The sequence below is a fragment of the Phaeobacter sp. CECT 5382 genome (assembly GCF_001457775.1).
GTDB lineage: Bacteria > Pseudomonadota > Alphaproteobacteria > Rhodobacterales > Rhodobacteraceae > Pseudophaeobacter.
The window spans coordinates 119,991-141,637 of the sequence record NZ_CYSG01000008.1 but is presented as its reverse complement, the minus strand read 5'-3'; the positions used below and the strand labels follow the sequence as shown (position 1 = coordinate 141,637).

Here is a 21,647-nt window from a genome sequence, read left to right as displayed (position 1 = left end):
CTTTTCGTGGCCGTGCATCGGCGCTAGCGTCGCGGCCAAATCCGGCGCAAAGGAGTGCGACTATGAGCATCGAAGCTAAACTGCAGGAACTGGGTGTCACCCTTCCCGAAGCCCCGGCCCCGGCGGCCAATTATGTTCCCTTCGTGGTGACAGGCGATATGGTCTATGTTTCGGGGCAGATCTCTGCGGACGAAAATGGTCTGATCACCGGCACGCTGGGCCATGATATGGATGTCGCGGCAGGCGAGGCGGCTGCGAAACGCTGTGCTATTTCGCTACTGGCACAGCTCAAAGCTGCCTGTGATGGCGATCTGGAGCGCCTAGTGCGAGTGGTCAAACTGGGGGCATTTGTCAACTCCACCGCAGATTTCACCCAGCAGCCGCAGGTGGTCAACGGGGCATCCGATTTTCTGGTTGCGGCCCTTGGTGAACGGGGTCGTCACGCGCGGTCTGCCGTCAGTTCGCCGTCGTTGCCATTGGGCGTGGCGGTGGAAATCGATGCGGTGTTCCAGATCAAATGATCCCAGAACTTCCTGCCCCGTTTCTGTCCATCCCAGTGGCGCATCGCGCCCTCCATGATGTGGCTGATGGGCGACCCGAAAACAGCCGCGCGGCCATTCGCGCGGCGATCAAGGCGGGCTATGCCATCGAAATCGATTTGCAGCTGTCCCGGGATGGCTGTCCGATGGTGTTTCATGACTACGCGCTGGAGCGTTTAGCCGAGGCGACAGGTGCTATCCGCACCAAGACCCAGGCCGAGCTGGCGCAGATCGGGCTGCGCGGCGGCAATGGTGAAACCATTCCCAGTCTGGCAGAGGTCCTTGATCTGGTTGCGGGGCGGGTGCCTGTGTTGATTGAAACCAAGGATCAGGATGGCAATTTGGGGCCAGATGTCGGCACGCTGGAACAGGCAACGGCCGCGGTATTGCAGGGTTATCAGGGGCCGGTGGCGTTGATGTCGTTTAATCCACATTCGGTGGCGGCACTGGCGCAGCATGCACCGGATATCGCCCGAGGCTTGGTGACCAGTTCATATGATCCCGAAGACTGGATTCCGGTGCCTGCATCCATCTGCGACCGGCTGCGCGATATTCCTGATTTCGACAGCAGTCAGTCTAGCTTTATCAGTCACGAGGTCGCGGACCTGGTGCGCCCCCGGGTGCAGGAGCTGCGCTCTGCAGGAGTGCCGGTGCTATGCTGGACGGTGAAATCGCTCAAGGCTGAGGCGGAAGCGCGGCAATGGGCCGACAATGTCACTTTTGAGAAGTATCTTTCGCCTTTGCTGGGTTGATCCCAGGGCTGTGCTGCCCAAATACTATCGCAGCGGGGAGAGCTGATGGATCAGAAACCGGTTGAAATTCGCGTACTTGGGTCCCTTTCGCAGATCGCGGCAGGGGACTGGGATGCCTGCGCTTGCCCCGAAACCACGGATGGCGGACGGCCTCTTGATCCCTTTACCACTCATCGGTTTTTGTCAGCGCTGGAAGACAGTGGATCAGTTGGGGCAGGAACCGGCTGGCAGCCGCAATATCTGACCGCCTACCGCGAAGGCGTTTTGATCGCCTGCGCACCGCTTTATGCGAAAAACCACAGCCAGGGCGAATACATCTTTGATCACAACTGGGCTCATGCCTTTGAGCAGGCTGGCGGTCGTTACTACCCGAAACTGCAGATCGCGGTGCCCTTCACCCCGGCCACGGGGCGGCGACTGTTGGTGCGACCCGGATTTGAGGCGATCGGGCAATCAGCACTGGTACAAGGCGCGGTACAGCTGGCGGCGGACAATCAGGTCTCGTCGTTGCATGTGACCTTTTGCACCGAGGAAGAGGCGCGGATCGGGGCAGAACTTGGCCTGCTGCCCCGTGTCAGTCAGCAGTTTCACTGGCTGAACGAAGGCTATGCCGATTTTGACGGCTTCCTTGCGGCGCTGTCTTCGCGCAAACGCAAGAACATCCGCAAGGAGCGCGCTCAGGCACAGAGTTTTGGCGGTGAGATCCGCAGCTACACCGGCGAGGACATCCGGCCCGAACACTGGGATGCATTCTGGGATTTTTATCAAGACACTGGCGCGCGCAAATGGGGAACGCCCTATCTGACGCGTGAATTCTTTGCCATCGCCCATGAGGAGCTGGCTGATGATATCCATCTGGTTCTGGCTGAACGTGATGGGCACCCCGTCGCGGGGGCGCTAAATTTCATCGGGCGGGAAACACTGTTTGGCCGCTACTGGGGCTGTCTGGAACATCACCCCTGCCTGCATTTTGAAATGTGCTACTATCAGGCGATCGATTTTGCCATTGCCCGGGGGCTGGCGCGGGTCGAAGCTGGCGCGCAGGGCGAACACAAGCTGGCGCGGGGATATCTTCCGACCGAAACCCACAGCCTGCATTGGCTGGGCGATCCGGGCTTTGCTGATGCGGTCGCGCGCTACCTAAAAGCGGAGCGTGCTGCCGTGGCCGAAGAAGTGGAAGTTTTGACCAGCTATGGCCCGTTTCGAAAGACACAGGTGGAGGAACAGGAATGACAGAAAAACTATCCGAGGCCACGCGCGGCCCGCTGCTGGATCCGCTGTTTCAAAGCGGCTGGGAAATGGTTGAAGGACGTGATGCCATGACCAAGACCTATCAATTTGACAGTTTTGTCGAAGCCTTCGGCTGGATGACACAGGCTGCGCTCTGGGCTGAAAAATGGAACCACCACCCGGAATGGAGCAATACTTACAACCGTGTCACGGTGGTTTTGACCACCCATGACGTAGATGGTATCTCGGCGCTGGACGCCAAGCTGGCCCGCAAGATGGACAGCCTGATCTAACAGGGTTGCAACAAGCCCGATTGCACAGGGCTGTGCGAGGGTTTCCCGCACAGCCCCGCGATTGCCTAGCCCATGGCGTCCAGCAGGCCCTCGCCTGCGGAAAGTTCGCACTGGCCAGGATTTTCTTCCATGTTCAGCAGCGTCACAACTCCGTCTTCGACCAGCATAGCGTAACGCAGCGAGCGGCCAATGAGGCCAGCAGGCGGCGCATCAAAGCGCATGCCGATGGCGTCGGTAAAGGCACTTTCAGCATCCGCCAGCATGGTGATGCCCGCGGCATTGGCACCGGTGGCCTCACCCCAGGCGTGCATGACAAAGGGGTCATTGGCGGAAATGCAGATGATCTCGTCCACGCCCTTCGCAAAAAACTGATCCTTGGTTCGGATAAAACTCGGCACATGGGCGGAATTACAGGTCGGAGTAAAGGCGCCGGGAACGGCAAATATCGCGACTTTACGGCCTGTTACCTTGTCTGCCATCTGGACCTGGGCAGGCCCTTCTGCGCCCATCACGGTCAGGGTTGCATCCGGTAGTTTCTCTCCTGCTGAAATCATTGCGCGTTTCCTCTCTTGTGGTGATTGCGTTTTGGTTCTTGGCCCCTATAGGGTCGCCGCAACAGGAGACCAGAATTAGTGCGGGAGGCAAGGGGCCAAATGAGTCATATCGTTGTGATCGGGGCAGGGCAGGCGGGATCGTCGCTGGTGGCAAAGCTGCGCAAGGATGGCTTTGACGGAGAAATCACTCTGATCGGTGCTGAAACGGCTCTGCCCTATCAGCGCCCACCGCTGTCCAAGGCCTATCTTCTGGGCGAGATGGAGCTGGAACGCCTGTTTCTGCGCCCCGAGAGTTTTTATGCGGACAACAACATCACCTTGCGACTGGGCAGCCGTGTTACAGCGATTGATCCTGCTGCCAAGACCGTGAGCATCGGCGATGAGGTGATTACCTATGACCAGCTGGCGTTGACCACCGGATCCGACCCGCGCCATTTGCCTGCAGCCATCGGGGGTGATCTGGGCGGTGTCTTTGTGGTGCGCAGCCTTGAGGATGTGGATGCCATGGCGCCACATGTGAGCGAAGGCAAGCGCGCACTGATTGTCGGTGGCGGCTATATCGGGCTGGAGGCCGCAGCGGTTTGTGCCAAACGCGGAGTCAAGGTGACGCTGGTCGAGATGGGCGATCGCATCCTACAACGGGTCGCCGCGACGGAAACCTCTGACTATTTCCGCGCGCTGCACGCAGAACATGGCGTCGAAATTCGCGAAGGCACTGGTCTGGAGCGGCTCGAGGGCGAAGGCGGGCAAGTGAAACGTGCGGTTCTGGGTGATGGCTCAACGCTTGATGTGGACTTTGTCGTTGTGGGCGTGGGCATCACGCCGGGAACACAGCTGGCGGAACTGGCCGGGCTTGAGCTGGACAATGGCATCAAGACCGACGCGCAAGGGCGCACTTCGGATGCCTCTGTCTGGTCGGCGGGCGATTGCGCCTCTTTCCCCTATAAGGGCGGTCGCATCCGGCTCGAAAGCGTGCCCAATGCCATTGATCAGGCAGAGGTCGTCGCACAGAACATGATGGGTGCCGCCAAAGATTATGTTGCGACCCCTTGGTTCTGGTCTGATCAGTATGACGTGAAACTGCAGATTGCGGGATTGAACACAGGCTTTGATAATGTGGTCACTCGCGCTGATGAAGGGCGCAGCACCTCATTTTGGTACTACAAGGGCGATCAATTGGTTGCTGTGGATGCGATGAATGACCCACGCGCCTATATGGTTGGCAAGCGGCTGATCGACATGGGCAAAACGGCTGATAAATCTGTGGTTGCGGATGTCACGGCGGATCTGAAGCCGCTGCTAAAATCGTGAGAATCATCGCCGGAGATTTTCGCGGCCGTGCGCTTGCAGCGCTTGGTAAGGGCGATGCGGGCGCACATCTGCGCCCGACAACTGACCGAGTGCGCGAAAGCCTGTTTAACGTTTTGGCGCATCAGGTCGATTTTGAAGGCATGCGGGTGCTGGATCTGTTTGCCGGCACGGGTGCACTTGGCCTTGAGGCCCTGTCGCGTGGGGCTGAGAGCGTGACATTTGTCGATGATGGGCGTGTGTCGCAGGGGCTCATTGCCAAGAATATCGACCTCTGCCGTGCAGGGGATGCCGCGACACTGCTAAGGCGCAATGCTCTGAAGCTGGGGGACAACCCGGGCGCGCCTTATGATGTGGTTTTTCTGGACCCTCCCTATGGCAAGGCTCTGGGGGGAAAAGCCCTAAAGGCAGCAGAGGCAGGCGGCTGGATTGCTGAGGATGCGCTGATTATCTGGGAAGAGAACGCACCGATGTCCCCACCGGATGGGTATGTGCCGCGTGACACGCGCAAATATGGCGACAGCCATATCACTCTGATGTTGCGTGTTGTTTCAAGCTGAAACAGGTCAGTACCCGTGCGGGCGACTTTGTACCGGGGTAAGGTTTGCATCGAAAAATAGACCGGGGCAGAGTGGGGGCAGAGGAATGGAGCTTTGCCACAGGATCTATCGACATGCCTACGACTTTTCCGACGCCACAGCTGATCATCTTTGATTGCGACGGGGTGCTGGTTGACAGCGAACGGGTCTCGAACCAGGCCCTGGTCGACAATCTCGCCGGTCACGGGCTGGAACTGACCCTGGAACGCTCGATGGAGCTGTTTGTCGGTGGCACGATGACCGGTGTGATGCAGAAGGCCATCGCTTTGGGGGCCGATCTGCACGATGGCTGGGTGGATGAAATCTATGCAGAGACCTATGCTGCCCTGAAGGCAGGCGTGGATTTAATGCCGGGCGTGACGGATCTGCTGGCCCTGCTGGATCACGAGCAAATACCAGCCTGCGTGGCCTCCAACGGTAGTGAAGACAAGATGCGGATCACGCTGGGGCAAAACGGACTGTGGCAGCGGTTTCATCCAACGGGGATGTTTTCGGCACATGCCTTGGGCGTGGCAAAGCCCGACCCGGGGCTATTCCTGGCGGCGGCCAGCCATTTTGGTGTTCAGGCCCGCGATTGCCTGGTGGTGGAAGACAGCGCAACCGGCGCCATGGCGGCGGCGCGTGCAGGTATGCGCTGTTTAGGATTCGCGCCTGAAGGGGGCGGTCGAACGCTTGCCGCAGAGGGTGCCGAGGTATTTTCCGCCATGTCCGACGTCCCTAGCTTGATCGGTTTCTGAACCAGACAGGGATATGGTAGAAACAACAAAGCCCCAGCCAGAGGTCGGGGCTTTTGTCTTTTTGATGGGTGCTTTGGGTTTACCCGTAGGTCGGGTGGAACGTTCCGGCGGGCGACAGGGTAAAGATGTCGAAGCCATCCGCAGTCACGCCAATGGAGTGTTCAAACTGTGCAGACAGTGATTTGTCGCGGGTTACGGCCGTCCATTCATCGGCAAGAATCTTTGTCTCAGGCCGCCCCAGATTGATCATGGGTTCGATGGTAAAGAACATGCCCTCTTCCAGCTTGGGGCCAGTACCGGGGCGACCATAGTGCAGCACGTTCGGGGGGGCGTGAAAGACTAGCCCCAGACCGTGGCCACAGAAGTCGCGCACGACGCTCATGCGCTGGCTTTCCGCATAGGATTGGATCGCGTGGCCGATGTCACCAAAGGTATTGCCGGGCTTCACCGCCTCGATGCCTTTCATCAGGCTATCATGGGTGACCTGGATCAGGCGTTCAGATTTGCGCGATAGTTTACCGGCCACAAACATGCGAGAGGTGTCGCCGAACCAGCCGTCCACGATCACCGTGACATCGATGTTAAGGATATCGCCATCCTTGAGCTTCTTGTCGCTGGGGATACCATGACAGACCACATGGTTCACCGAGATGCAGCTGGCGTGCTGATAGCCCTTGTATCCGATGGTGGCAGATTTTGCGCCGGCCTCATCAACCATATTGGTTATGATCCGGTCGATCTCGCCGGTGGTCTGCCCCGGAAAGACATGCTGGGCAATGTCATCAAGGATCTGTGCTGCCAGCTTGCCAGCAACATGCATGCCGGCAAAATCGGCGTCCTGGTAAATGCGAATACCGTCTTTGGTGGTGCGGCCGTCTTTCGATCTCATCAAGCTGGGCTCCGTAGGCTTGTGTCTTACGAGGCTATGTAAGCGGATTTGGTTCAAAGAACCAGAGGTGGCCCGGTAAATCCAGTCTGCAATCGCGCGGCTTGCGGCCTGACGTGCGCGGGACGCGTCATTTTACGGACGGTTCAGGCGGGCGGCAGGGGCTGGCCGATGGTGATTGCCTGTGGTGAAATCTCGGTTGCGTAGATCAGGCGCTCTACCCCGGCCTGTTGCGCTCTCTCAAAGGCGGCGGCATAGGTGGGGTCTATGTCACGGGCGAGAGCAAAGCGGCTGCAGTCGGTGCGCTGGATCAGATAGAACATCACCGCCCGGTGTCCGGCATCCACCATCTTGACCAGCTCCCCCAGATGTTTGGTGCCGCGCGCCGTCACGCTGTCGGGAAATTCCGCCAGACCTTTCTCACGCGACAGGGTCACGCTTTTGACCTCGACATAGCAATCTGGCAGGCCATCTTGCGTTAGCAGGAAATCAATGCGGCTTTTGTCGCCGTATTTCATTTCGGGGCGCACCGTCTCATATGCTGCCAGTTCAGGGATCTCGCGGGCCATCAGCGCAGTCTTGAGCGCACGATTGGGCACTGACGTGTCAACGCCAGTAAAGTGTCCATCATCGTGTTCGACAAGGCGCCAACCGTATTTCAGCTTTTTCTTGGGGTCATCATTGGGTTCCAGCCAGACCGTCATGCCGGGCTCAGCCAGCCCCATCATCGAGCCGGGATTGGCACAATGGGCAGTGATTTCCCGCCCGTCTTCGAGGCAGCAATCGGCCAGAAAGCGCTTGTACCGGCGGATCAGGGTGGCGCGGATCAGGGGTGTTGAAAATTCCATGCGCATTTGGGTAGCGCATGGCTACAGGAAGTCAATCCTAAGGGGCGCGCCGTGAGCTCACTATGAATGGGTGCGGCCATCTGTGTCGCTCTGTGCCAGAAACCTGACGTGACTACCCCCCTGAGGCGGGATGCCCGCTTGCTCCTGATGCAGGAGCGGCTATCTTGCAGCTCAGACCGCGAATATGCCCAAAAGGAGAGAGATGATGCCCAACCCAAGTGCAGCAATGCTGGTCATCGGTGATGAAATCCTGTCCGGGCGCACCCGCGATACCAATACTCACTTTCTGGCCGGTGAGTTGACCAAACAGGGCATTGATTTGAAAGAGGTCCGCGTGGTCAGCGATGATGAACCGGTAATCATTGCTGCAGTGCAGGCGCTGAGCGGAGCCTATGATCATGTCTTCACCAGCGGCGGTATCGGCCCAACCCATGATGACATCACAGCCGATTGTATCGCCAAGGCCTTTGGCGCACATCTTGATGTGCGTCCCGATGCCCGCGCCATTCTGGCAGAACACTACGCCAATTCCGGACAAGAGCTGAACGCGGCACGGCTGCGCATGGCCCGGATCCCAGATGGGGCAAGTCTGATCGATAATCCGGTGTCTTCGGCGCCGGGGTTCACCTTGCAAAACGTTCATGTCATGGCCGGGGTGCCGACTGTGTTTCAAGCCATGGTGGCCAGTGTGCTACCCGGCCTCACAGGCGGAGAACCGCTGTTGTCACAAAGCCTGCGGGTGATGCGCGGCGAAGGAGATATTGCTGCTTTCCTGTCTGATCTGGCAGCGCGCCATAGTGATTTGTCAATTGGCTGCTATCCGTTCCAGCACAATGGGGCCTATGGCGCCAATGTGGTGATCCGGGGCCACAATGGCGCTGGCGTAGATGCGGCGATGCGTGAATTGGCGCAGGAGGTTGGCCTGTGAGCACTGTGTCACAAGTAACAGATCCCAAATATTATGAGGTCGTCGAGGCAACCTGGCCTGCTGCCGCCAAACGTAGCCTTGGGCCAGTGACATTGCGCGAAGGCCAGGGCGGGGGTAGCCGGGTTTCGGCGGCCAGTGTCGAAGGCAGCGCCAGCGAGACTGAAATTGCGGCAGCCGAAGACGCGATGCGCGAAATGGGGCAGGAGTGCCTGTTCATGATCCGCGACGGTCAGGATGCTCTGGATGCACAGCTGGCAGAGCGGGGCTATGTGATCAAGGATCCGGTCAATCTCTGGACCTGCCCGATCGAGGCGCTGACAGATGTGGAAATCCCACGGGTCACCACCTTTGCGCTCTGGTCGCCGCTGGAAATCCAGCGTGAGATCTGGAATGCGGGTGGCATTGGCGCCGCGCGCCAGGCGGTGATGGAACGGGTTGCAGGCCCCAAGGTTGCGCTGCTGGGGCGCTATGACGACAAACCGGCCGGGGCTGGGTTTGTTGCCGTCCATAAAGGGATCGCCATGGTGCATGCGCTGGAAATCCTGCCGCACCAGCGGCGGCGTGGCATGGGGGTCTGGATGATGCGTCAGGCCGCCTTATGGGCTGCTGAGACGGGCGCGACCGAGATGGCCGTGCTTTGTACCAAACGTAACGAAGGCGCAAACCGGCTTTATGCTTCCCTCGGCATGACCTGCGTCGGACAATATCACTATCGCTATTTGCCTTCAGGAGAGCAGAACACATGACCGATCAGACACCGCCCACAGCCTTGGATCTGCCGCCGCTGGACCCGCTGCCTGCGGGGATGCAGAAGTATTTCGATATCTGCCAAGAGAAACTGGGCATGGTGCCCAATGTGCTGCGCGCCCATGCTTTCGACGAAAACAAGCTCAACACTTTCAGCGCGCTCTACAATGATCTGATGCTGGGTGACAGCAACCTGAGCAAGTTGGAGCGCGAGATGATCGCGGTAGTGGTCTCGGCGGTGAACAGCTGCTTTTATTGTCTCGCCTCACACGGCGCTGCTGTGCGGGCTCTGTCTGGGGATCCCAAGCTGGGCGAGATGTTGGTCATGAACTACCGGGTTGCCCCGCTCGATGCGCGCCAGCGTGCCATGCTGGATTTTGCCGTCAAGGTGACCAAGGCCAGCACCGAAGTGGAAGAGGCGGATCGCGAAGTGTTGCGCCAAAATGGCTTTAGCGACCGCGATATCTGGGACATTGCCAATGTTACTGGGTTTTACAACATGTCCAATCGCGTTGCTTCTGCCACTGGTATGGTGCCCAATGAAGAATACCACGCGCAGTTCAGATGACGCATAGCCCTTCCTCCGCTGTCAGTAACTGTGCGGCCTCTCGTATGTCGGCGGACATGCTGCGTTGCGCACAGACCTTGGCGCTCATCTGTGCGCTGGGCTGGGGGGGGATTTCTCCCTCGCTTCTGGCGGCAGAAGAAGGTGGCATGGCGCTGCAGTTGCCGGCAGGGGCAAAACAGCTGACCCGACGGGAAACCGCGCTGGGCAGCTATGCCTTGCCGGTAGGCGCCTTTAGTGCCGAGGGTATTCCGCTGGAGCAGGTCGAGGGGCATATTCTGCGGCGCACCTGGCAACTGCAGGGGGATGCGACTGTTTTGCAGGTTATGGCCCCTGTGCGCAGTCAGTTGCAGGCCCAGGGCTATGAAATCCTGTTTCAATGCCCCGAGCGCCAATGCGGCGGCTTTGACTTTCGCTTTGGCATCGAGGTGGTGCCTGCCCCTGACATGGTCGTAAGCCTGTCTGACTACCAATTCCTTGCGGTCGCCAAACCGCAGGACGCGGCCATCGTAGACGGGGTGGATACAGGCAGGCAGGTGGCCTCGGTTCTGGTGTCACGCAACGGGTCGGCCGTTTATCTACAACTGATCGAAGTGGCACCTGTGATCCTGCCCCCATTGGAGGTGGCCGAGGGTGTGGTGTCCACGACTGCCCCGGCAGAAGAGGCACCAAAATTGGGCCTTTCCAACCACCTTGCCGAGGCGGGGCATGCCGTGCTTGAGGGGCTTGTGTTTGACACAGGAGCCACCGCGCTAGGTGAGGCGTCGATCATTGCCCTTGAGCCACTGGCTGTGTTTTTGGGCGACATTCCCACTGTGCGGATTTTGATTGTCGGACACACAGACACAGTCGGCAATCTGGAAGACAATATCGCATTGTCGCAGCGCCGGGCCGAGGCAGTCAAAGAGGCTCTGGTGGAAAATTATGACATAGACCCTGACCGTGTTCAGGTTGTCGGCGCGGGTTTTATGGCACCCATTGCTAGCAATCTTACAGCGCCTGGGCGCGAGAAAAATCGCCGGGTAGAAGTGGTTCTGACCAGCAGGGACTGATCCGGCAACCCTGCAACAGTTCGCTGCCAGCGCTGCAGCTGTAGCCCTCGAGAGGCTGGTACAACAGGTTTGCGGCAAAAAAAGCCCCCGCAAGACGCGGGGGCAGATATTCGATAGGAGAGGTTTTTGCGAGAAAGCCTGCGAGGCTGCCTAGGTCAGATGGTTTGACGCCAGTCGACCGGATTTTTCCCGGCAAAGGAATGCGCCAGAAAATCGATAAAGGCGCGGACCTTGGGCTGGGTGAACTTACCGGGTGGGTAGACCGCGTAGATCCCCTGGGTTTCGACCGGCAGGTTCGGCATTACGTCTTCGACCAGACCTTCTTCCATGGCTTCGGCATAGAGATAGCTGGGCAGATAAGCGATGCCGAGCCCCGAGATGGCCGCGTTGAGCAGGGATTGCCCATCGTTCACCGACAGCCAGCCGGTGGTGCGGACCTGGCGTTTTTCGCCCGATGGTGCGGTGATCTTCCAAACATTGCCACTGGACTGGTTGGAATAATGCAGCAGCTTATGGGTGTTCAGATCGTCGATCTTTTGCGGGCGCCCAAACTGTTCCAGATAGCTAGGTGATGCGATCATCCGCTTTGTGGTTTCGGTCAGCTTGCGTGCCCTGAGCGAGCTGTCTTCGAGCTCACCGATGCGCAGCGCCATGTCAAAGCCTTCGGAGATCAGTTCAACATAGCGATTGTTCAGCACCATATTGACGGTGATATCCGGGAAATCCTGCAGAAATTCGGACAGGACCGGCGACAGGTGATTGACGCCAAAATCGGTCGCCACCGAGATCCGCAGAAGCCCCGAAGGCGCCGATTGCATTGATGTCACCAGCGCGTCGGCCTCTCCAGCGTCGTTGAGCACGCGGCGGGCGCGGTCATAGTAGGCCAGGCCAATTTCAGTGGGCGACACCCGTCGGGTTGTCCGGTTCAGCAGCCTGGCCCCAAGACGGGTCTCCAGGCTGGAAACATGTTTTGATACGGCGGATTTTGAAATCCCCATCTTCTTTGCCGCATCCGTGAAACCGCCCTGGTCCACGACATTGGCAAAGGCCTCCATTTCGGTCAGTCGATCCATCAACAGTGTCCTCAGATTTGTGCATTCTGAGCCTCTGTCTGCGGGTGAAATCGGGCGATAACGGGGCATTGGTGGGATAATTGCAGGGTTTTCGCTAGATCGTCCGCGGCCTGGAAACGGTGGTGGTTTTAGGCGAAAGGTCTGTTTATGCAGCTAAAATGCCAACTTTATCGCCAAAATCCACAGCGGCAGCGTCAGGGCGGACAAGAGAGTGGACTGTGCGATCAGTGTCGCGACCAGACTGCGGTCAGCGCCAAAGGCCGAGGCCAGAACATGCGCCGCCGAGGCTGTCGGCAGGGCGGCGAAGAGAATGAATACCGCAGCAAGCCCGGCTGGCGGTGCGAGAAACAGGCACAGCAAAAATGCGGTCGCGGGCACCAGAACAAGGCGCGTTAGGCACAAATAGCCATGGAACAAATCCAGGCGGGCGAGAGCGCGCCAGTTCATTGTGGCGCCGATTGATAGCAGAGCGATGGGGATCGCAGCCTTGGCCAGCATTTCGGCCGGAGCCAACAGGGGGGCAGGGATCTTATAGCCCGACAGCCCCACCAGTACCCCTGCGATGGAGGCAATCAGAAACGGATTTGTGGCCACTTTGATCAGGGTGGCTACAAATGAAAGGGAACCTCCGCGCGACAAGGCTGTCACCGCAAGAACATTGGCCACGGGCACAGCCATGCCGATGGCGATGGCCATCTGCCCTGACAGCGCAGGGTCCAGTGTTGGAACCGCGACAAAGGCGATGGCGGTATTGAAGCGCCAGGAGGTTTGCCATGCTCCGGCAAAATCGAGAAAGCGCTCGGGCCCGGCGCGGCGCGCTAAAAAACCCAACGCCAGAGCGAGTGCCATAATCGCCCAGACTGCAGGGCCAATGCGCAGGATCTCGATCGGGTCAATAGGGCGACCACAGGCGGCAAAGAACAACAGGGCTGGGAACAGCACTTCGAAGTTCAGCCGGTCCAGACCCTGCCAGGCCTCGGCAGAGAGACGACGACGGACAAGGCCGCCAATACCAACCATCAGGAAGCTGGGGGTCAGCCCCAGCAGAATTGTCGCAAAAACCATGGAGGCTCCGGGTAGCTGATGGATCGAAACCCTGATCCGGCAGCAACCGGGACGCAAGGCCTGGAGTGAAATTTGTCATAGGCTGGAGGATTTTTCGGAAGTTTTGCGCAAGAGTTCCGCAATTCGTGTTCAGGCTTGAGTAGGTTTTGCCCGGCTTTGGGCTAGGCTTGTTGGGTGTTTGTAGTGTGAGAGGGAAGAAGATGAAGAACGTCATGACAGTTTTGACCATTGCAGCAAGCCTGGGGTTGACCTCCCCGCTTTGGGCGGGCGGTGAGACCGCGTCGAACCCCGATGCGAAGGTCTATTTCGTCAACCTTCAGGATGGGGCCAGCGTGAGCTCTCCGGTAACGGTGGTCTTTGGTCTTTCCGGCATGGGCGTAGCACCAGCCGGAACCGAGAAAGAAAACACTGGCCATCATCATCTGTTCATTGACCGTCCAGCGCTGGGGCAGGGCGAAGACGGTGTGGATGAGCTGTCAAATGGCATCCCGGCCGATGAAAACCACGTGCATTTTGGCGGTGGTCAGACCGAGACGCAGGTTGCCCTTTCTCCTGGCCCCCACACTCTGCAATTGGTGCTCGGAGACTTGGGGCATGTGCCACATAGCACGCCGATTGTGTCGGATGTGATCAGCATTACCGTGATGGAGTAAAGGCGGCTCGCATCAGTGTCGACGATGGGGCTTGGCCTGGGTTTTCTGGACGGTCCTTTCGTGGATTGATGCCATGAGTTCAGGGGCACTGTTTTGAGTGCCACTATTTTGAGTGCCACTATTTTGAGACTCATTGTGGTTTGAACCGAGAATGCCCTGAAAAAGTGGCACTTCGCTGCGCAGCGAAGCTTTTGTAGCGGCGCTGGTTTTAGACCTGTGGCTCCAACCAAAGGAGCCATGCCATGCTGACCTGTATCATCCGCTATCAGATAGACCCGACCAAGGTGGATCAGTTCCGTCACTATGCCCGCAACTGGGGGCAGGCCATCCCGCGCAACGGGGCGGATCTGATCGGCTATTTCGCGCCCCATGAGGGGTCAACTACCGAAGCCTATGGGATCTACAATGTGCCCAGCCTTGCTGCCTACGAGGCCTATCGCGCCCGACTTGCTGCAGATCCACTGGGTCAGGAAAACTATGCATTCGCGCAACGTGAGAAGTTCATTTTGCGCGAAGAACGTCGCTTCCTGAAATTGGTTTCGGCACCCCATGGAAGGGCTGGAGGTAGAGAGAATGAGCTTGGAAACTGAAAACACCCGCCCCAGCAGAGCAGCAGACATAGCAGAAGGAGAAAACCCGTGATTGCGGTGATTTTTGAAGTGCAGATCGCAGAGGGGCAAAAAGACGCCTATCTTGATGTGGCAGCCGGGCTGCGGTCGGTGTTGGCAGAGGTAGACGGCTTCATCTCAGTCGAGCGGTTTCAGAGCCTGAGTGACCCCGAGAAACTGCTGTCGCTTTCCTTTTTTCGCGATGAGAAAGCTGTGGCGGAATGGCGCCAGCTGGCGGAGCACCGCAAGGCGCAGAGCAAAGGGCGAGCGGGTATCTTTTCCGACTATCGCCTGAAGGTGGCAGAGGTTTTGCGTGACTACGGCATGACTGATCGCAAGGCTGTTCCCAAAGATAGCCTGAGTGTCCATCAAGATGATTGATCAAGGCCCAGCATTGTATCGCAACTTATTTGCTTGGGGGGCTCCCGCCCGTCGTTGGCTTTTGACAAAGCCGTCTCCCGTTGGGCGTAGCGCCGCGCGCTAGCGCGCGGCGCTACGCCCAAGGCCGCACTGAAGGTGGCCCGGCAACGCCGGGAGACCTGTGGGCGCGGGAGGAATTGCTTTGCAGGCCTCATCTGTTTCAGATGAGGCCCGCTTGGTTGCCAAAATCAATGCGCGTTCAGGCGCGATTAAAGGCTGGCCGCCAGGCGCGTGCCCTGGTTTATGGCGCGTTTCGCGTCGAGCTCTGCGGCAACATCGGCACCACCAATCACGTGGCAGGAGATGCCCTTTTCAGCGAGGTCGTCAGCAAGGCTGCGGTCTGAGACCTGACCTGCGCACAGAACGATGGTATCTGCCGCAACCACGGTTGGGTTTTCACGCGTTTCGCCAAAGCTGACATGCAGGCCTTCGTCATCAATGCGTTCGTAGTTCACGCCGCCGACAAAGTTCACGCCTTTCATCTTGAGCGTGGCGCGGTGGATCCAACCAGTGGTCTTGCCCAATCCCTTGCCATGCGCCTGTTTCTTGCGTTGTAGCAGCGTGACCTCGCGGGCAGGGGCTTCGGGTTGCGGGCCTTCGGGTGCCAGACCCGACCGGTGTTCGGCGGGATCGGACACACCCCATTCCTTCATCCAGAGCGGCAGATCTTCGCTGGGGCTTTTGCCTTCGTGCAGCAGGTATTCGCTGACATCAAAACCGATGCCGCCTGCTCCGATCACGGCCACGGTTTTACCAACAGGTTTCTTGTGGCGCAGCACGTCAATATAGCTGAGCACGTTGGCGCGATCCTGACCGGGGATTTCAGGGTCACGCGGGGTGACGCCTGTCGCGATAATGACCTCGTCGTATCCGGTCAGATCATCGGCTGTGACTTCGCGGCCCAGTTCAATTTTGATGCCAGCATCCGCGACCATGGTGCGGTACCAGTCGACAAAACCCCAGAACTCTTCCTTGCCGGGCACCTGTTTCGCCATGTTGAGCTGGCCGCCGATTTCATCCGACCTGTCAAACACGGTCACGCTGTGGCCACGTTCTGCTACCGCGAGGGCGGTTGACAGGCCTGCGGGGCCGGCGCCGACGATAGCCACGGATTTTGCCTGTGCCGCCTTGCCAATCACCAGCTCGGTTTCATGGCAGGCCGTGGGGTTCACTAGACAGGAGGTCAGCTTGCCACCAAAAGTATGGTCGAGGCAGGCCTGGTTACAGGCAATACAGGGTGCGATGTGATCGGCCTGACCAGCGGCAGCCTTGGCGACGAAATGCGCATCTGCCAGCATTGGGCGGGCCATCGACACCATATCGGCGCAACCGGTTGCCAGCACCTCTTCGCCGACTTCGGGCGTGTTGATCCGGTTCGAGGTAATCACCGGGATCGACACCTTGCCCATCAGTTTCTTGGTCACCCAGGCAAAGGCCGCGCGCGGCACCGATGTGGCAATCGTCGGGATGCGGGCTTCGTGCCAGCCGATACCGGTGTTGATGATGGTAGCGCCGGCTTGCTCAACCTTCTGCGCCAGTTCGACAACCTCATCATGGGTTGACCCATTTGGCACAAGATCGATCATCGACAGCCGGTAGATGATGATGAACTCGCGCCCGACCGCCTCGCGGGTGCGCCGCACCACATCGAGCGGCAGGCGCATGCGGTTTTCATAGGATCCGCCCCAGCGGTCTTCCCGCTTATTGGTATGGGTCACCAGGAACTGGTTGAGGAAATACCCCTCAGAGCCCATGATCTCGACCCCGTCATAACCGGCCTTTTGCGCCAGCACGGCCGCATTGACGATATCGGCGATCTGTTTCTCAATACCGTTTTCGTCTAGCTCGTTTGGCGGAAAGGGAGAGATCGGCGATTTTACCGGGCTGGGGGCGACACATTTTGGACCATAGGAATAGCGGCCCGCGTGCAGGATCTGCATGGCGATCTTGCCACCGGCCTCGTGGACCCGGTCGGTGACGATGCTGTGGTTGGCGACATCTTCCTCGGTGGTCATCATCGCGGCACCAGGCAGGACAGAACCTTCGAGATTTGGGCCAATGCCTCCTGTCACCATCAGCGCAACATCGCCACGGGCGCGTTCGGCGTAGAATTCGGCGACCCGGTTCCAGTCCTTGGTTTCTTCAAGGCCGGTGTGCATTGAGCCCATCAGCACGCGGTTCTTCAATGTGGTAAAACCAAGATCCAGCGGCGCCAGAAGATTTGGGTACGCAGTCATCACACTCTCCCTTAACAGTTGGCTGCAAAATTGCCTTGGGCTGGCAGGCTTGTCACGCCTCAACGCGGCGTCACCCCCTTGCCTGCCCCAACGACACAGGGTCTAAGGAGGGGTGCCAAATACACCCGTTTCCAGCCAGCAGGCTATCTGCCGGCATGTCAGGAGAGCAAGATGACACCGGAAGAGATCGCCAAGCTGCCCTATCGCCCCAATGTCGGGGTGATGATGATCAACCTGACCAATGAGGTTTTTGTGGCGCAACGCAAAGACCGATTTCAGGATGCCTGGCAAATGCCCCAGGGTGGCATCGACAAGGGCGAGGATGCCCGTCTTGCCGCCCTGCGTGAGCTGGAAGAAGAAACTGGTGTGACGCCGGATCTGGTTGAGATCATCGCCGAAAGCGTCGGCTGGCTGCCCTATGATCTGCCACATGACGTGGTGCCCAAGTTCTGGGGTGGCAAATACCGGGGCCAGGAGCAGAAATGGTACCTGATGCGCTTTACCGGGCGTGATGAACAGGTCAATATTGAAACTGAACATCCTGAGTTTTCCGCTTGGTGCTGGCAGCCTGTTGAACAGCTGGTGGAAAAAATAGTCCCCTTTAAGCGCGAGGTCTATGCCCGTGTCGTGGAAGAATTCAAAGCCTATCTCTGAGGCATCCGGCCCTTCCAGAGCTGCGTCTGGCGCACTTGGGTCTGCCTGTGTCCGGTCTATTTTAAACTGGGGCTGCGGCCTTTCACTGGCCTTTTTGATACAAAGCGCGCCATTGGCTGCTCTCAGCTGCGCGCCTTGGAATGGCGCGCAGGCCTATCTTGCCGCAGCGCAATCCGACCGCACCTATTCGGTGGTGGTCGGGCGGTTGCAGTTCGACGAAGGGCTGCTGCCGCTGACCGAAGGGGGCGACCCAAACGAGCTGCAGCCCAGCACCAGTATTCCCGGTACTTTGAGTGGCAAGATCCTGGAGGCGCGCCACTTTTCGCGCCGTATTTCAACCGATGTCACCTTGGTGGTGGACTGCGTCGCGGGGTGGTGCGGCAAGGTTCAATCCGGCGCGCGTTACCTTATGTTTGTTGAGCAGGGCACCGCAGGACCTGTGCTGCGTGTCACGCCCTGCGGTGATTTCATCTTTCCCGATGGCTCTGCAGTGCGGCGTCAGGTCCTGGACTGCCACCGGGGCGTGAACTGCCAGCCTGAGTGAGTACGCCAGTCAAACTGGTTTCGTTGACTTGCTAGATAGCGGCGGTACTTTTGACTGTGGCGCCTTTGTCTGTAGATGGCGCGCCAGCTGGTGGTTTCGGTGTTCGATTGGTACCTTGCTGCCCCAGCCAGAGACTGAACAGAGCCAGTATGGCGCCTAGGCTCTGCAAGGGAGACAGGCTTTCTCCCAGCAGGCTCCAGCCCAGAAGCACCGCAGACAGTGGGCTCAACACACCCAAAATCGAAACCTGTGCGGGCTCGATCCGGGCGAGACCGCGAAACCACAGGATGTAGGTGAGGGCACCACCAATCAGGCTCATGTAAGCCAGACCCAGAAAATTTGCGCGACTTAAGCTGGGCAGTTCATCTAGGCCGTAGGCGGCAAAGGGGATCAGCAAAAGACCTCCGGCGGTCAGCTGCCAGGCGGTAAAGGCCAGCGGTGGCACCGGAGGTTGCCATTTTCGGGTCAGAACCACCCCTGTCGCCATGGATGCTGCACCGCCAAGCCCGGCGACGACTCCCCAGAAATCGAGCTTTGCAGCGGGTGTCAGCACCAGCAGTGCAACACCAAAGATGCTGAGCGCGGCGGCCATCAATGCCACGGGTCTGATTCTGGTGTTCAGGGCGTAGGCCGAAAAGAAGATCACCAGAAGCGGCTGTGCGGCCCCAAGGGTTGCAGCTACGCCGCCGGGCAAACGATAGGCCGACACAAAAAGCAGGGTCCAGAACAGAGAAAAGTTGAGCGCGCCAAGAATGAGCAGGCGCGGTATCCATGCCATTGGCGGCAGTTGTCGCACAATGACCAGCAGCAGTATGCCAGCGGGCAGGGCGCGTAGCAGGGCCACCAGAAGCGGAGATTGTCCGGGCAAAAGGCTGGTGGTGACAATATAACTACTGCCCCAGATGGCCGGGGCAAGGGCGGTAAGAAGCAAGTCTGGACGCGACATTGATGAGTCTCCTGAAGTTATCTTGACGTCGAGATAGCTCATTTTATCTTGACGTCAAGATAATTGGCGAACAGGGTATGTGCATGGATCATGTAGACTTCATTACCGAACAATGGGCTCGCGAACGCCCCGACCTGGATGTCAGCGCAATGGCAATCATCGGTCGTGTGGCGCGGCTCTATCTTGCCTATCAGGAAGAAATGCAAAGAACATTTGCGCGATTTGGCCTGAACGCTGCCAAATTCGATGTCCTTGCGACTCTGCGCCGTGCGGGTGCGCCTTACTGTCTGTCACCGGGGGACCTGCTCAAGGCAACGATGGTCGCATCAGGGACAATGACCAACAGGATAACGCGGCTCGAAGCCGACGGGCTGGTGCGGCGTCATATCAACCCGGATGACAGTCGCAGTTTTCTGATCGCGCTCAGCGACAAGGGACTTATTTTGATTGATCAAGTGGTTGAGGCCCATGTGGCCACGCAGGACCGTCTGGTTGCGGCCATGCCCGCCGAAGAGCGCGCAGCCTTTAATACATTGCTATCGCGCGCCTTGATCGCGGTCGAACAGGCCTAGCGCAACATCTGTGTTTCAGTCGGAGGTCAGCCCAGTGCGTGCGCGGGGCGGCTTTGCCGCGCCGCGCTGGGCCCAACGGGAGTGCTCTTCCCTTTTATTGGGGGAGCACGACGGGCGGGAGAGACCCGCCTCTGTCGTTTGACAAACTGTCACGCAGGACTTGTCATACTGGGCCAAAACTGCGGCAGAGGTTACAGCAAGCCAGCGTCGCGCAGCAGGTCCTGCATATTGGCCTCGGGGCGGGGGCCGATGTGGCTGATCACTTCGGCGGCGCAGACGTTGCCGATTTTTGCACAGGTTTCGAGATCGTGACCTGTCGCCAAACCAAACAGGAACCCGGCAGCAAACTGATCACCGGCACCGGTGGCATCCACGGGCACGACCTTGGTCACCGGGACATCAATGCGGGTCGCCCCGCTGATGACGCTGACCCCATCGCCAGAACGCGTGCAGACAACCAGTGGGCAGATTGCGGCAGTCTTGGCCAGCGCGACCTCCAGATCCTCGGTCTCAAACAGCGATTTGATTTCATCCTCGTTGCCGATGACAAAATCCAGATCGTGCTCGATCAGGCTCAGAAAATCGGTGCGGTGACGTTCGACGCAAAAGGGGTCGGAAATGGCGATGCCGGATTTGCCGCCGCCCTTGCGGCAGTCGCGCGCTGCTTCCAGAAAGGCTGATTTACCTTTGTCCTTGTCAAACAAATATCCTTCGAGGAACATGATTTTGGTGTTGCCTGCCACGGCATCTGGCACGTCTCCGCTGCTCAGCTCTGACGAGATTCCCAGGTAGGTATTCATCGACCGCTCGCCATCGGGGGAGACAAAAATCATCGACCGCGAGGTCGGAAGCTCGCCCCCTTCGACCGGCGGGTTGACAAAATCCACCCCGTCTTCGTTCATCGCATCGGCGTAGAAATGACCAAGTGCGTCGTCATGTACGCGCCCGATGAAGGCCGCATCCAGGCCAAGAGCGCCGGCGCCTGCAATGGTATTGGCAACAGAGCCACCAGGGGTTTGAACCCGGTTGTTCATGGCACCATAGAGCACTTCGCCGCGCTCTCGTTCGATCAGCTGCATGATGCCTTTTTCAATGCCCATATGGGCGAGAAAGCTGTCGTCGCTTTGCGAGATCACGTCGACAACCGCATTGCCGATGCCAACGATCTGGTAGGTTTTCATAGGTTTTTGTCCTCATATTGACAGAGATCGCGGATCAGGCAGGTGCCACACAGGGGTTTGCGGGCCTTGCAGTGATAGCGACCATGCAGGATCAGCCAATGATGTGCATGTTGCTGAAAATCTGCGGGAATATTGTCTTCGACGGCGCGTTCTACCGCATCTACATCCTTGCCCGGCGCTATGCCGGAGCGGTTGCCTACGCGAAAAATATGGGTATCCACGGCCTGGGCAGGCTGATGCCACCACATGTTCAAAACCACATTGGCGGTCTTGCGCCCGACACCGGGCAGCGATTGCAGGGCGGCGCGTGAATTTGGCACCTCGCCCCCATAGTCATCCACCAGGATCTGGCTCAGCTTGATGACGTTCTTGGCCTTTTGGCGAAACAGACCAATGGTCTTGATATGGTCGGTGACACCTTCGAGCCCGAGATCCAGCATCTTTTGCGGGGTATCGGCGATCTTGAACAAAGCGCGCGTGGCTTTGTTCACCCCGGCGTCGGTGGCCTGCGCCGACAGCGCGACAGCCACCACCAGGGTGTAGACATTAACATGCTCCAGCTCGCCCTTGGGCTCTGGTTCGGCTGCCTGAAACCGCGAAAAGATCTCGCGGATGGTATGATAATCGAGTTGCTTTGCCATCAGGCGCTTTAATGC

At 58.6% G+C, this 21,647-nt stretch carries 26 protein-coding genes; 17 read left to right on the top strand and 9 right to left on the bottom strand.

Annotated elements, in window-relative coordinates; all coding sequences use genetic code 11:
* Positions 1 to 62: 62 nt before the first annotated feature.
* From PH5382_RS10770 to PH5382_RS10755, 4 genes are read left to right on the top strand one after another with little or no spacing between them, the layout of a single operon-like run.
* Positions 63 to 521 carry a RidA family protein gene (locus PH5382_RS10770; protein WP_058334381.1) on the top strand — a complete coding sequence of 153 codons (459 nt, stop codon included), beginning with the start codon at positions 63 to 65 and terminating at the stop codon, positions 519 to 521.
* Positions 518 to 1,291 carry a glycerophosphodiester phosphodiesterase family protein gene (locus PH5382_RS10765; protein WP_058334380.1) on the top strand — a complete coding sequence of 258 codons (774 nt, stop codon included), beginning with the start codon at positions 518 to 520 and terminating at the stop codon, positions 1,289 to 1,291. Before PH5382_RS10770 ends, PH5382_RS10765 begins: the two co-directional genes overlap by 4 nt.
* A 45-nt stretch (positions 1,292 to 1,336) precedes the next feature.
* On the top strand, positions 1,337 to 2,524 hold the full coding sequence (locus PH5382_RS10760) for a GNAT family N-acetyltransferase (RefSeq protein WP_058334379.1): 1,188 nt from the start codon (positions 1,337 to 1,339) through the stop codon (positions 2,522 to 2,524).
* The gene (locus tag PH5382_RS10755) at positions 2,521 to 2,814 is read left to right on the top strand and encodes a 4a-hydroxytetrahydrobiopterin dehydratase (RefSeq protein ID WP_058334378.1); all 294 of its coding nucleotides are present in this window, start codon (positions 2,521 to 2,523) and stop codon (positions 2,812 to 2,814) included. The genes PH5382_RS10760 and PH5382_RS10755 overlap by 4 nt, the downstream gene beginning before the upstream one ends.
* Before the next feature lie 65 nt (positions 2,815 to 2,879).
* On the opposite strand, the gene PH5382_RS10750 is transcribed toward PH5382_RS10755, so the two are convergent.
* The gene (locus tag PH5382_RS10750) at positions 2,880 to 3,368 is read right to left on the bottom strand and encodes a peroxiredoxin (protein WP_058334377.1); all 489 of its coding nucleotides are present in this window, start codon (positions 3,366 to 3,368) and stop codon (positions 2,880 to 2,882) included.
* Positions 3,369 to 3,467: 99 nt separating this feature from the next.
* Between PH5382_RS10750 and PH5382_RS10745 the strand changes: the two genes are divergently transcribed.
* From PH5382_RS10745 to PH5382_RS10735, 3 genes are all read left to right on the top strand, one after another.
* A complete protein-coding gene (locus PH5382_RS10745) occupies positions 3,468 to 4,679 on the top strand; it encodes an NAD(P)/FAD-dependent oxidoreductase (RefSeq protein ID WP_058334376.1) in 1,212 nt (403 codons plus the stop codon).
* Positions 4,676 to 5,236 carry a 16S rRNA (guanine(966)-N(2))-methyltransferase RsmD gene (rsmD, locus tag PH5382_RS10740; protein ID WP_058334375.1) on the top strand — a complete coding sequence of 187 codons (561 nt, stop codon included), beginning with the start codon at positions 4,676 to 4,678 and terminating at the stop codon, positions 5,234 to 5,236. The genes PH5382_RS10745 and rsmD overlap by 4 nt, the downstream gene beginning before the upstream one ends.
* A 113-nt stretch (positions 5,237 to 5,349) precedes the next feature.
* Positions 5,350 to 6,012, top strand: coding sequence for an HAD family hydrolase (locus PH5382_RS10735; RefSeq protein ID WP_058334374.1), 663 nt, complete (start codon positions 5,350 to 5,352; stop codon positions 6,010 to 6,012).
* A 79-nt stretch (positions 6,013 to 6,091) separates the two neighbouring features.
* On the opposite strand, the gene map is transcribed toward PH5382_RS10735, so the two are convergent.
* Both map and sfsA read right to left on the bottom strand, forming a co-directional pair.
* Positions 6,092 to 6,901, bottom strand: coding sequence for a type I methionyl aminopeptidase (gene map / locus PH5382_RS10730; protein WP_058334373.1), 810 nt, complete (start codon positions 6,899 to 6,901; stop codon positions 6,092 to 6,094).
* Positions 6,902 to 7,044: 143 nt separating this feature from the next.
* Complete coding sequence (gene sfsA, locus PH5382_RS10725) at positions 7,045 to 7,746, bottom strand: DNA/RNA nuclease SfsA (protein WP_058334442.1); 702 nt, start codon at positions 7,744 to 7,746, stop codon at positions 7,045 to 7,047.
* A gap of 205 nt (positions 7,747 to 7,951) precedes the next feature.
* On the opposite strand from sfsA, the gene PH5382_RS10720 reads away from it, so the two are divergent.
* Genes PH5382_RS10720 through PH5382_RS10705 form a run of 4 tightly spaced genes read left to right on the top strand, consistent with a single transcriptional unit; the run spans position 7,952 to position 11,038 of the window.
* Complete coding sequence (locus PH5382_RS10720) at positions 7,952 to 8,674, top strand: competence/damage-inducible protein A (protein ID WP_058334372.1); 723 nt, start codon at positions 7,952 to 7,954, stop codon at positions 8,672 to 8,674.
* The gene (locus PH5382_RS10715; RefSeq protein WP_058334371.1) at positions 8,671 to 9,420 is read left to right on the top strand and encodes a GNAT family N-acetyltransferase; all 750 of its coding nucleotides are present in this window, start codon (positions 8,671 to 8,673) and stop codon (positions 9,418 to 9,420) included. The genes PH5382_RS10720 and PH5382_RS10715 overlap by 4 nt, the downstream gene beginning before the upstream one ends.
* On the top strand, positions 9,417 to 9,989 hold the full coding sequence (locus PH5382_RS10710; protein ID WP_058334370.1) for a peroxidase-related enzyme: 573 nt from the start codon (positions 9,417 to 9,419) through the stop codon (positions 9,987 to 9,989). Before PH5382_RS10715 ends, PH5382_RS10710 begins: the two co-directional genes overlap by 4 nt.
* Positions 9,990 to 10,045: 56 nt before the next feature.
* The gene (locus PH5382_RS10705) at positions 10,046 to 11,038 is read left to right on the top strand and encodes an OmpA family protein (protein ID WP_231751847.1); all 993 of its coding nucleotides are present in this window, start codon (positions 10,046 to 10,048) and stop codon (positions 11,036 to 11,038) included.
* Between the two features lie 155 nt (positions 11,039 to 11,193).
* On the opposite strand, the gene PH5382_RS10700 is transcribed toward PH5382_RS10705, so the two are convergent.
* Positions 11,194 to 12,111 (bottom strand): LysR family transcriptional regulator, encoded by a 918-nt coding sequence (locus tag PH5382_RS10700; protein WP_058334369.1) that lies wholly within the window; start codon positions 12,109 to 12,111, stop codon positions 11,194 to 11,196.
* Positions 12,112 to 12,264: 153 nt separating this feature from the next.
* Positions 12,265 to 13,176: an AEC family transporter gene (locus PH5382_RS10695; RefSeq protein WP_058334368.1), complete on the bottom strand. Its 912-nt coding sequence runs from the start codon at positions 13,174 to 13,176 to the stop codon at positions 12,265 to 12,267.
* A 212-nt stretch (positions 13,177 to 13,388) separates the two neighbouring features.
* On the opposite strand from PH5382_RS10695, the gene PH5382_RS10690 reads away from it, so the two are divergent.
* The 3 genes from PH5382_RS10690 to PH5382_RS10680 all read left to right on the top strand — a co-directional run bounded on the left by PH5382_RS10690 (position 13,389) and on the right by PH5382_RS10680 (position 14,818).
* A complete protein-coding gene (locus tag PH5382_RS10690; RefSeq protein ID WP_231751846.1) occupies positions 13,389 to 13,829 on the top strand; it encodes a DUF4399 domain-containing protein in 441 nt (146 codons plus the stop codon).
* Positions 13,830 to 14,071: 242 nt separating this feature from the next.
* Positions 14,072 to 14,419, top strand: coding sequence for an NIPSNAP family protein (locus PH5382_RS10685; RefSeq protein ID WP_058334366.1), 348 nt, complete (start codon positions 14,072 to 14,074; stop codon positions 14,417 to 14,419).
* 48 nt (positions 14,420 to 14,467) lie between these two features.
* Positions 14,468 to 14,818 (top strand): antibiotic biosynthesis monooxygenase family protein, encoded by a 351-nt coding sequence (locus PH5382_RS10680; protein ID WP_058334365.1) that lies wholly within the window; start codon positions 14,468 to 14,470, stop codon positions 14,816 to 14,818.
* Positions 14,819 to 15,066: 248 nt separating this feature from the next.
* Here PH5382_RS10680 and PH5382_RS10675 read toward each other — a convergent pair whose 3' ends face one another.
* Positions 15,067 to 17,094: an NADPH-dependent 2,4-dienoyl-CoA reductase gene (locus PH5382_RS10675; protein ID WP_058334364.1), complete on the bottom strand. Its 2,028-nt coding sequence runs from the start codon at positions 17,092 to 17,094 to the stop codon at positions 15,067 to 15,069.
* A gap of 171 nt (positions 17,095 to 17,265) precedes the next feature.
* Between PH5382_RS10675 and PH5382_RS10670 the strand changes: the two genes are divergently transcribed.
* Together PH5382_RS10670 and PH5382_RS10665 are read left to right on the top strand one after the other, a co-directional pair.
* Entirely contained in the window at positions 17,266 to 17,748 is a 483-nt protein-coding gene (locus tag PH5382_RS10670) for an RNA pyrophosphohydrolase (RefSeq protein ID WP_058334363.1), read from the top strand.
* A 112-nt stretch (positions 17,749 to 17,860) separates the two neighbouring features.
* Positions 17,861 to 18,292, top strand: coding sequence for a hypothetical protein (locus PH5382_RS10665; RefSeq protein WP_058334362.1), 432 nt, complete (start codon positions 17,861 to 17,863; stop codon positions 18,290 to 18,292).
* A 31-nt stretch (positions 18,293 to 18,323) separates the two neighbouring features.
* Here PH5382_RS10665 and PH5382_RS10660 read toward each other — a convergent pair whose 3' ends face one another.
* Entirely contained in the window at positions 18,324 to 19,238 is a 915-nt protein-coding gene (locus tag PH5382_RS10660) for an EamA family transporter (RefSeq protein ID WP_058334361.1), read from the bottom strand.
* 83 nt (positions 19,239 to 19,321) lie between these two features.
* Between PH5382_RS10660 and PH5382_RS10655 the strand changes: the two genes are divergently transcribed.
* On the top strand, positions 19,322 to 19,810 hold the full coding sequence (locus PH5382_RS10655) for a MarR family winged helix-turn-helix transcriptional regulator (RefSeq protein WP_058334440.1): 489 nt from the start codon (positions 19,322 to 19,324) through the stop codon (positions 19,808 to 19,810).
* A 191-nt stretch (positions 19,811 to 20,001) separates the two neighbouring features.
* Here the strand turns inward: PH5382_RS10655 and PH5382_RS10650 are convergent, their stop codons facing one another.
* Together PH5382_RS10650 and nth are read right to left on the bottom strand one after the other, a co-directional pair.
* Positions 20,002 to 20,991: an adenosine kinase gene (locus PH5382_RS10650; RefSeq protein ID WP_058334360.1), complete on the bottom strand. Its 990-nt coding sequence runs from the start codon at positions 20,989 to 20,991 to the stop codon at positions 20,002 to 20,004.
* Positions 20,988 to 21,632 (bottom strand): endonuclease III, encoded by a 645-nt coding sequence (gene nth / locus PH5382_RS10645; RefSeq protein ID WP_058334439.1) that lies wholly within the window; start codon positions 21,630 to 21,632, stop codon positions 20,988 to 20,990. Before nth ends, PH5382_RS10650 begins: the two co-directional genes overlap by 4 nt.
* Between the last annotated feature and the right edge of the window lie 15 nt (positions 21,633 to 21,647).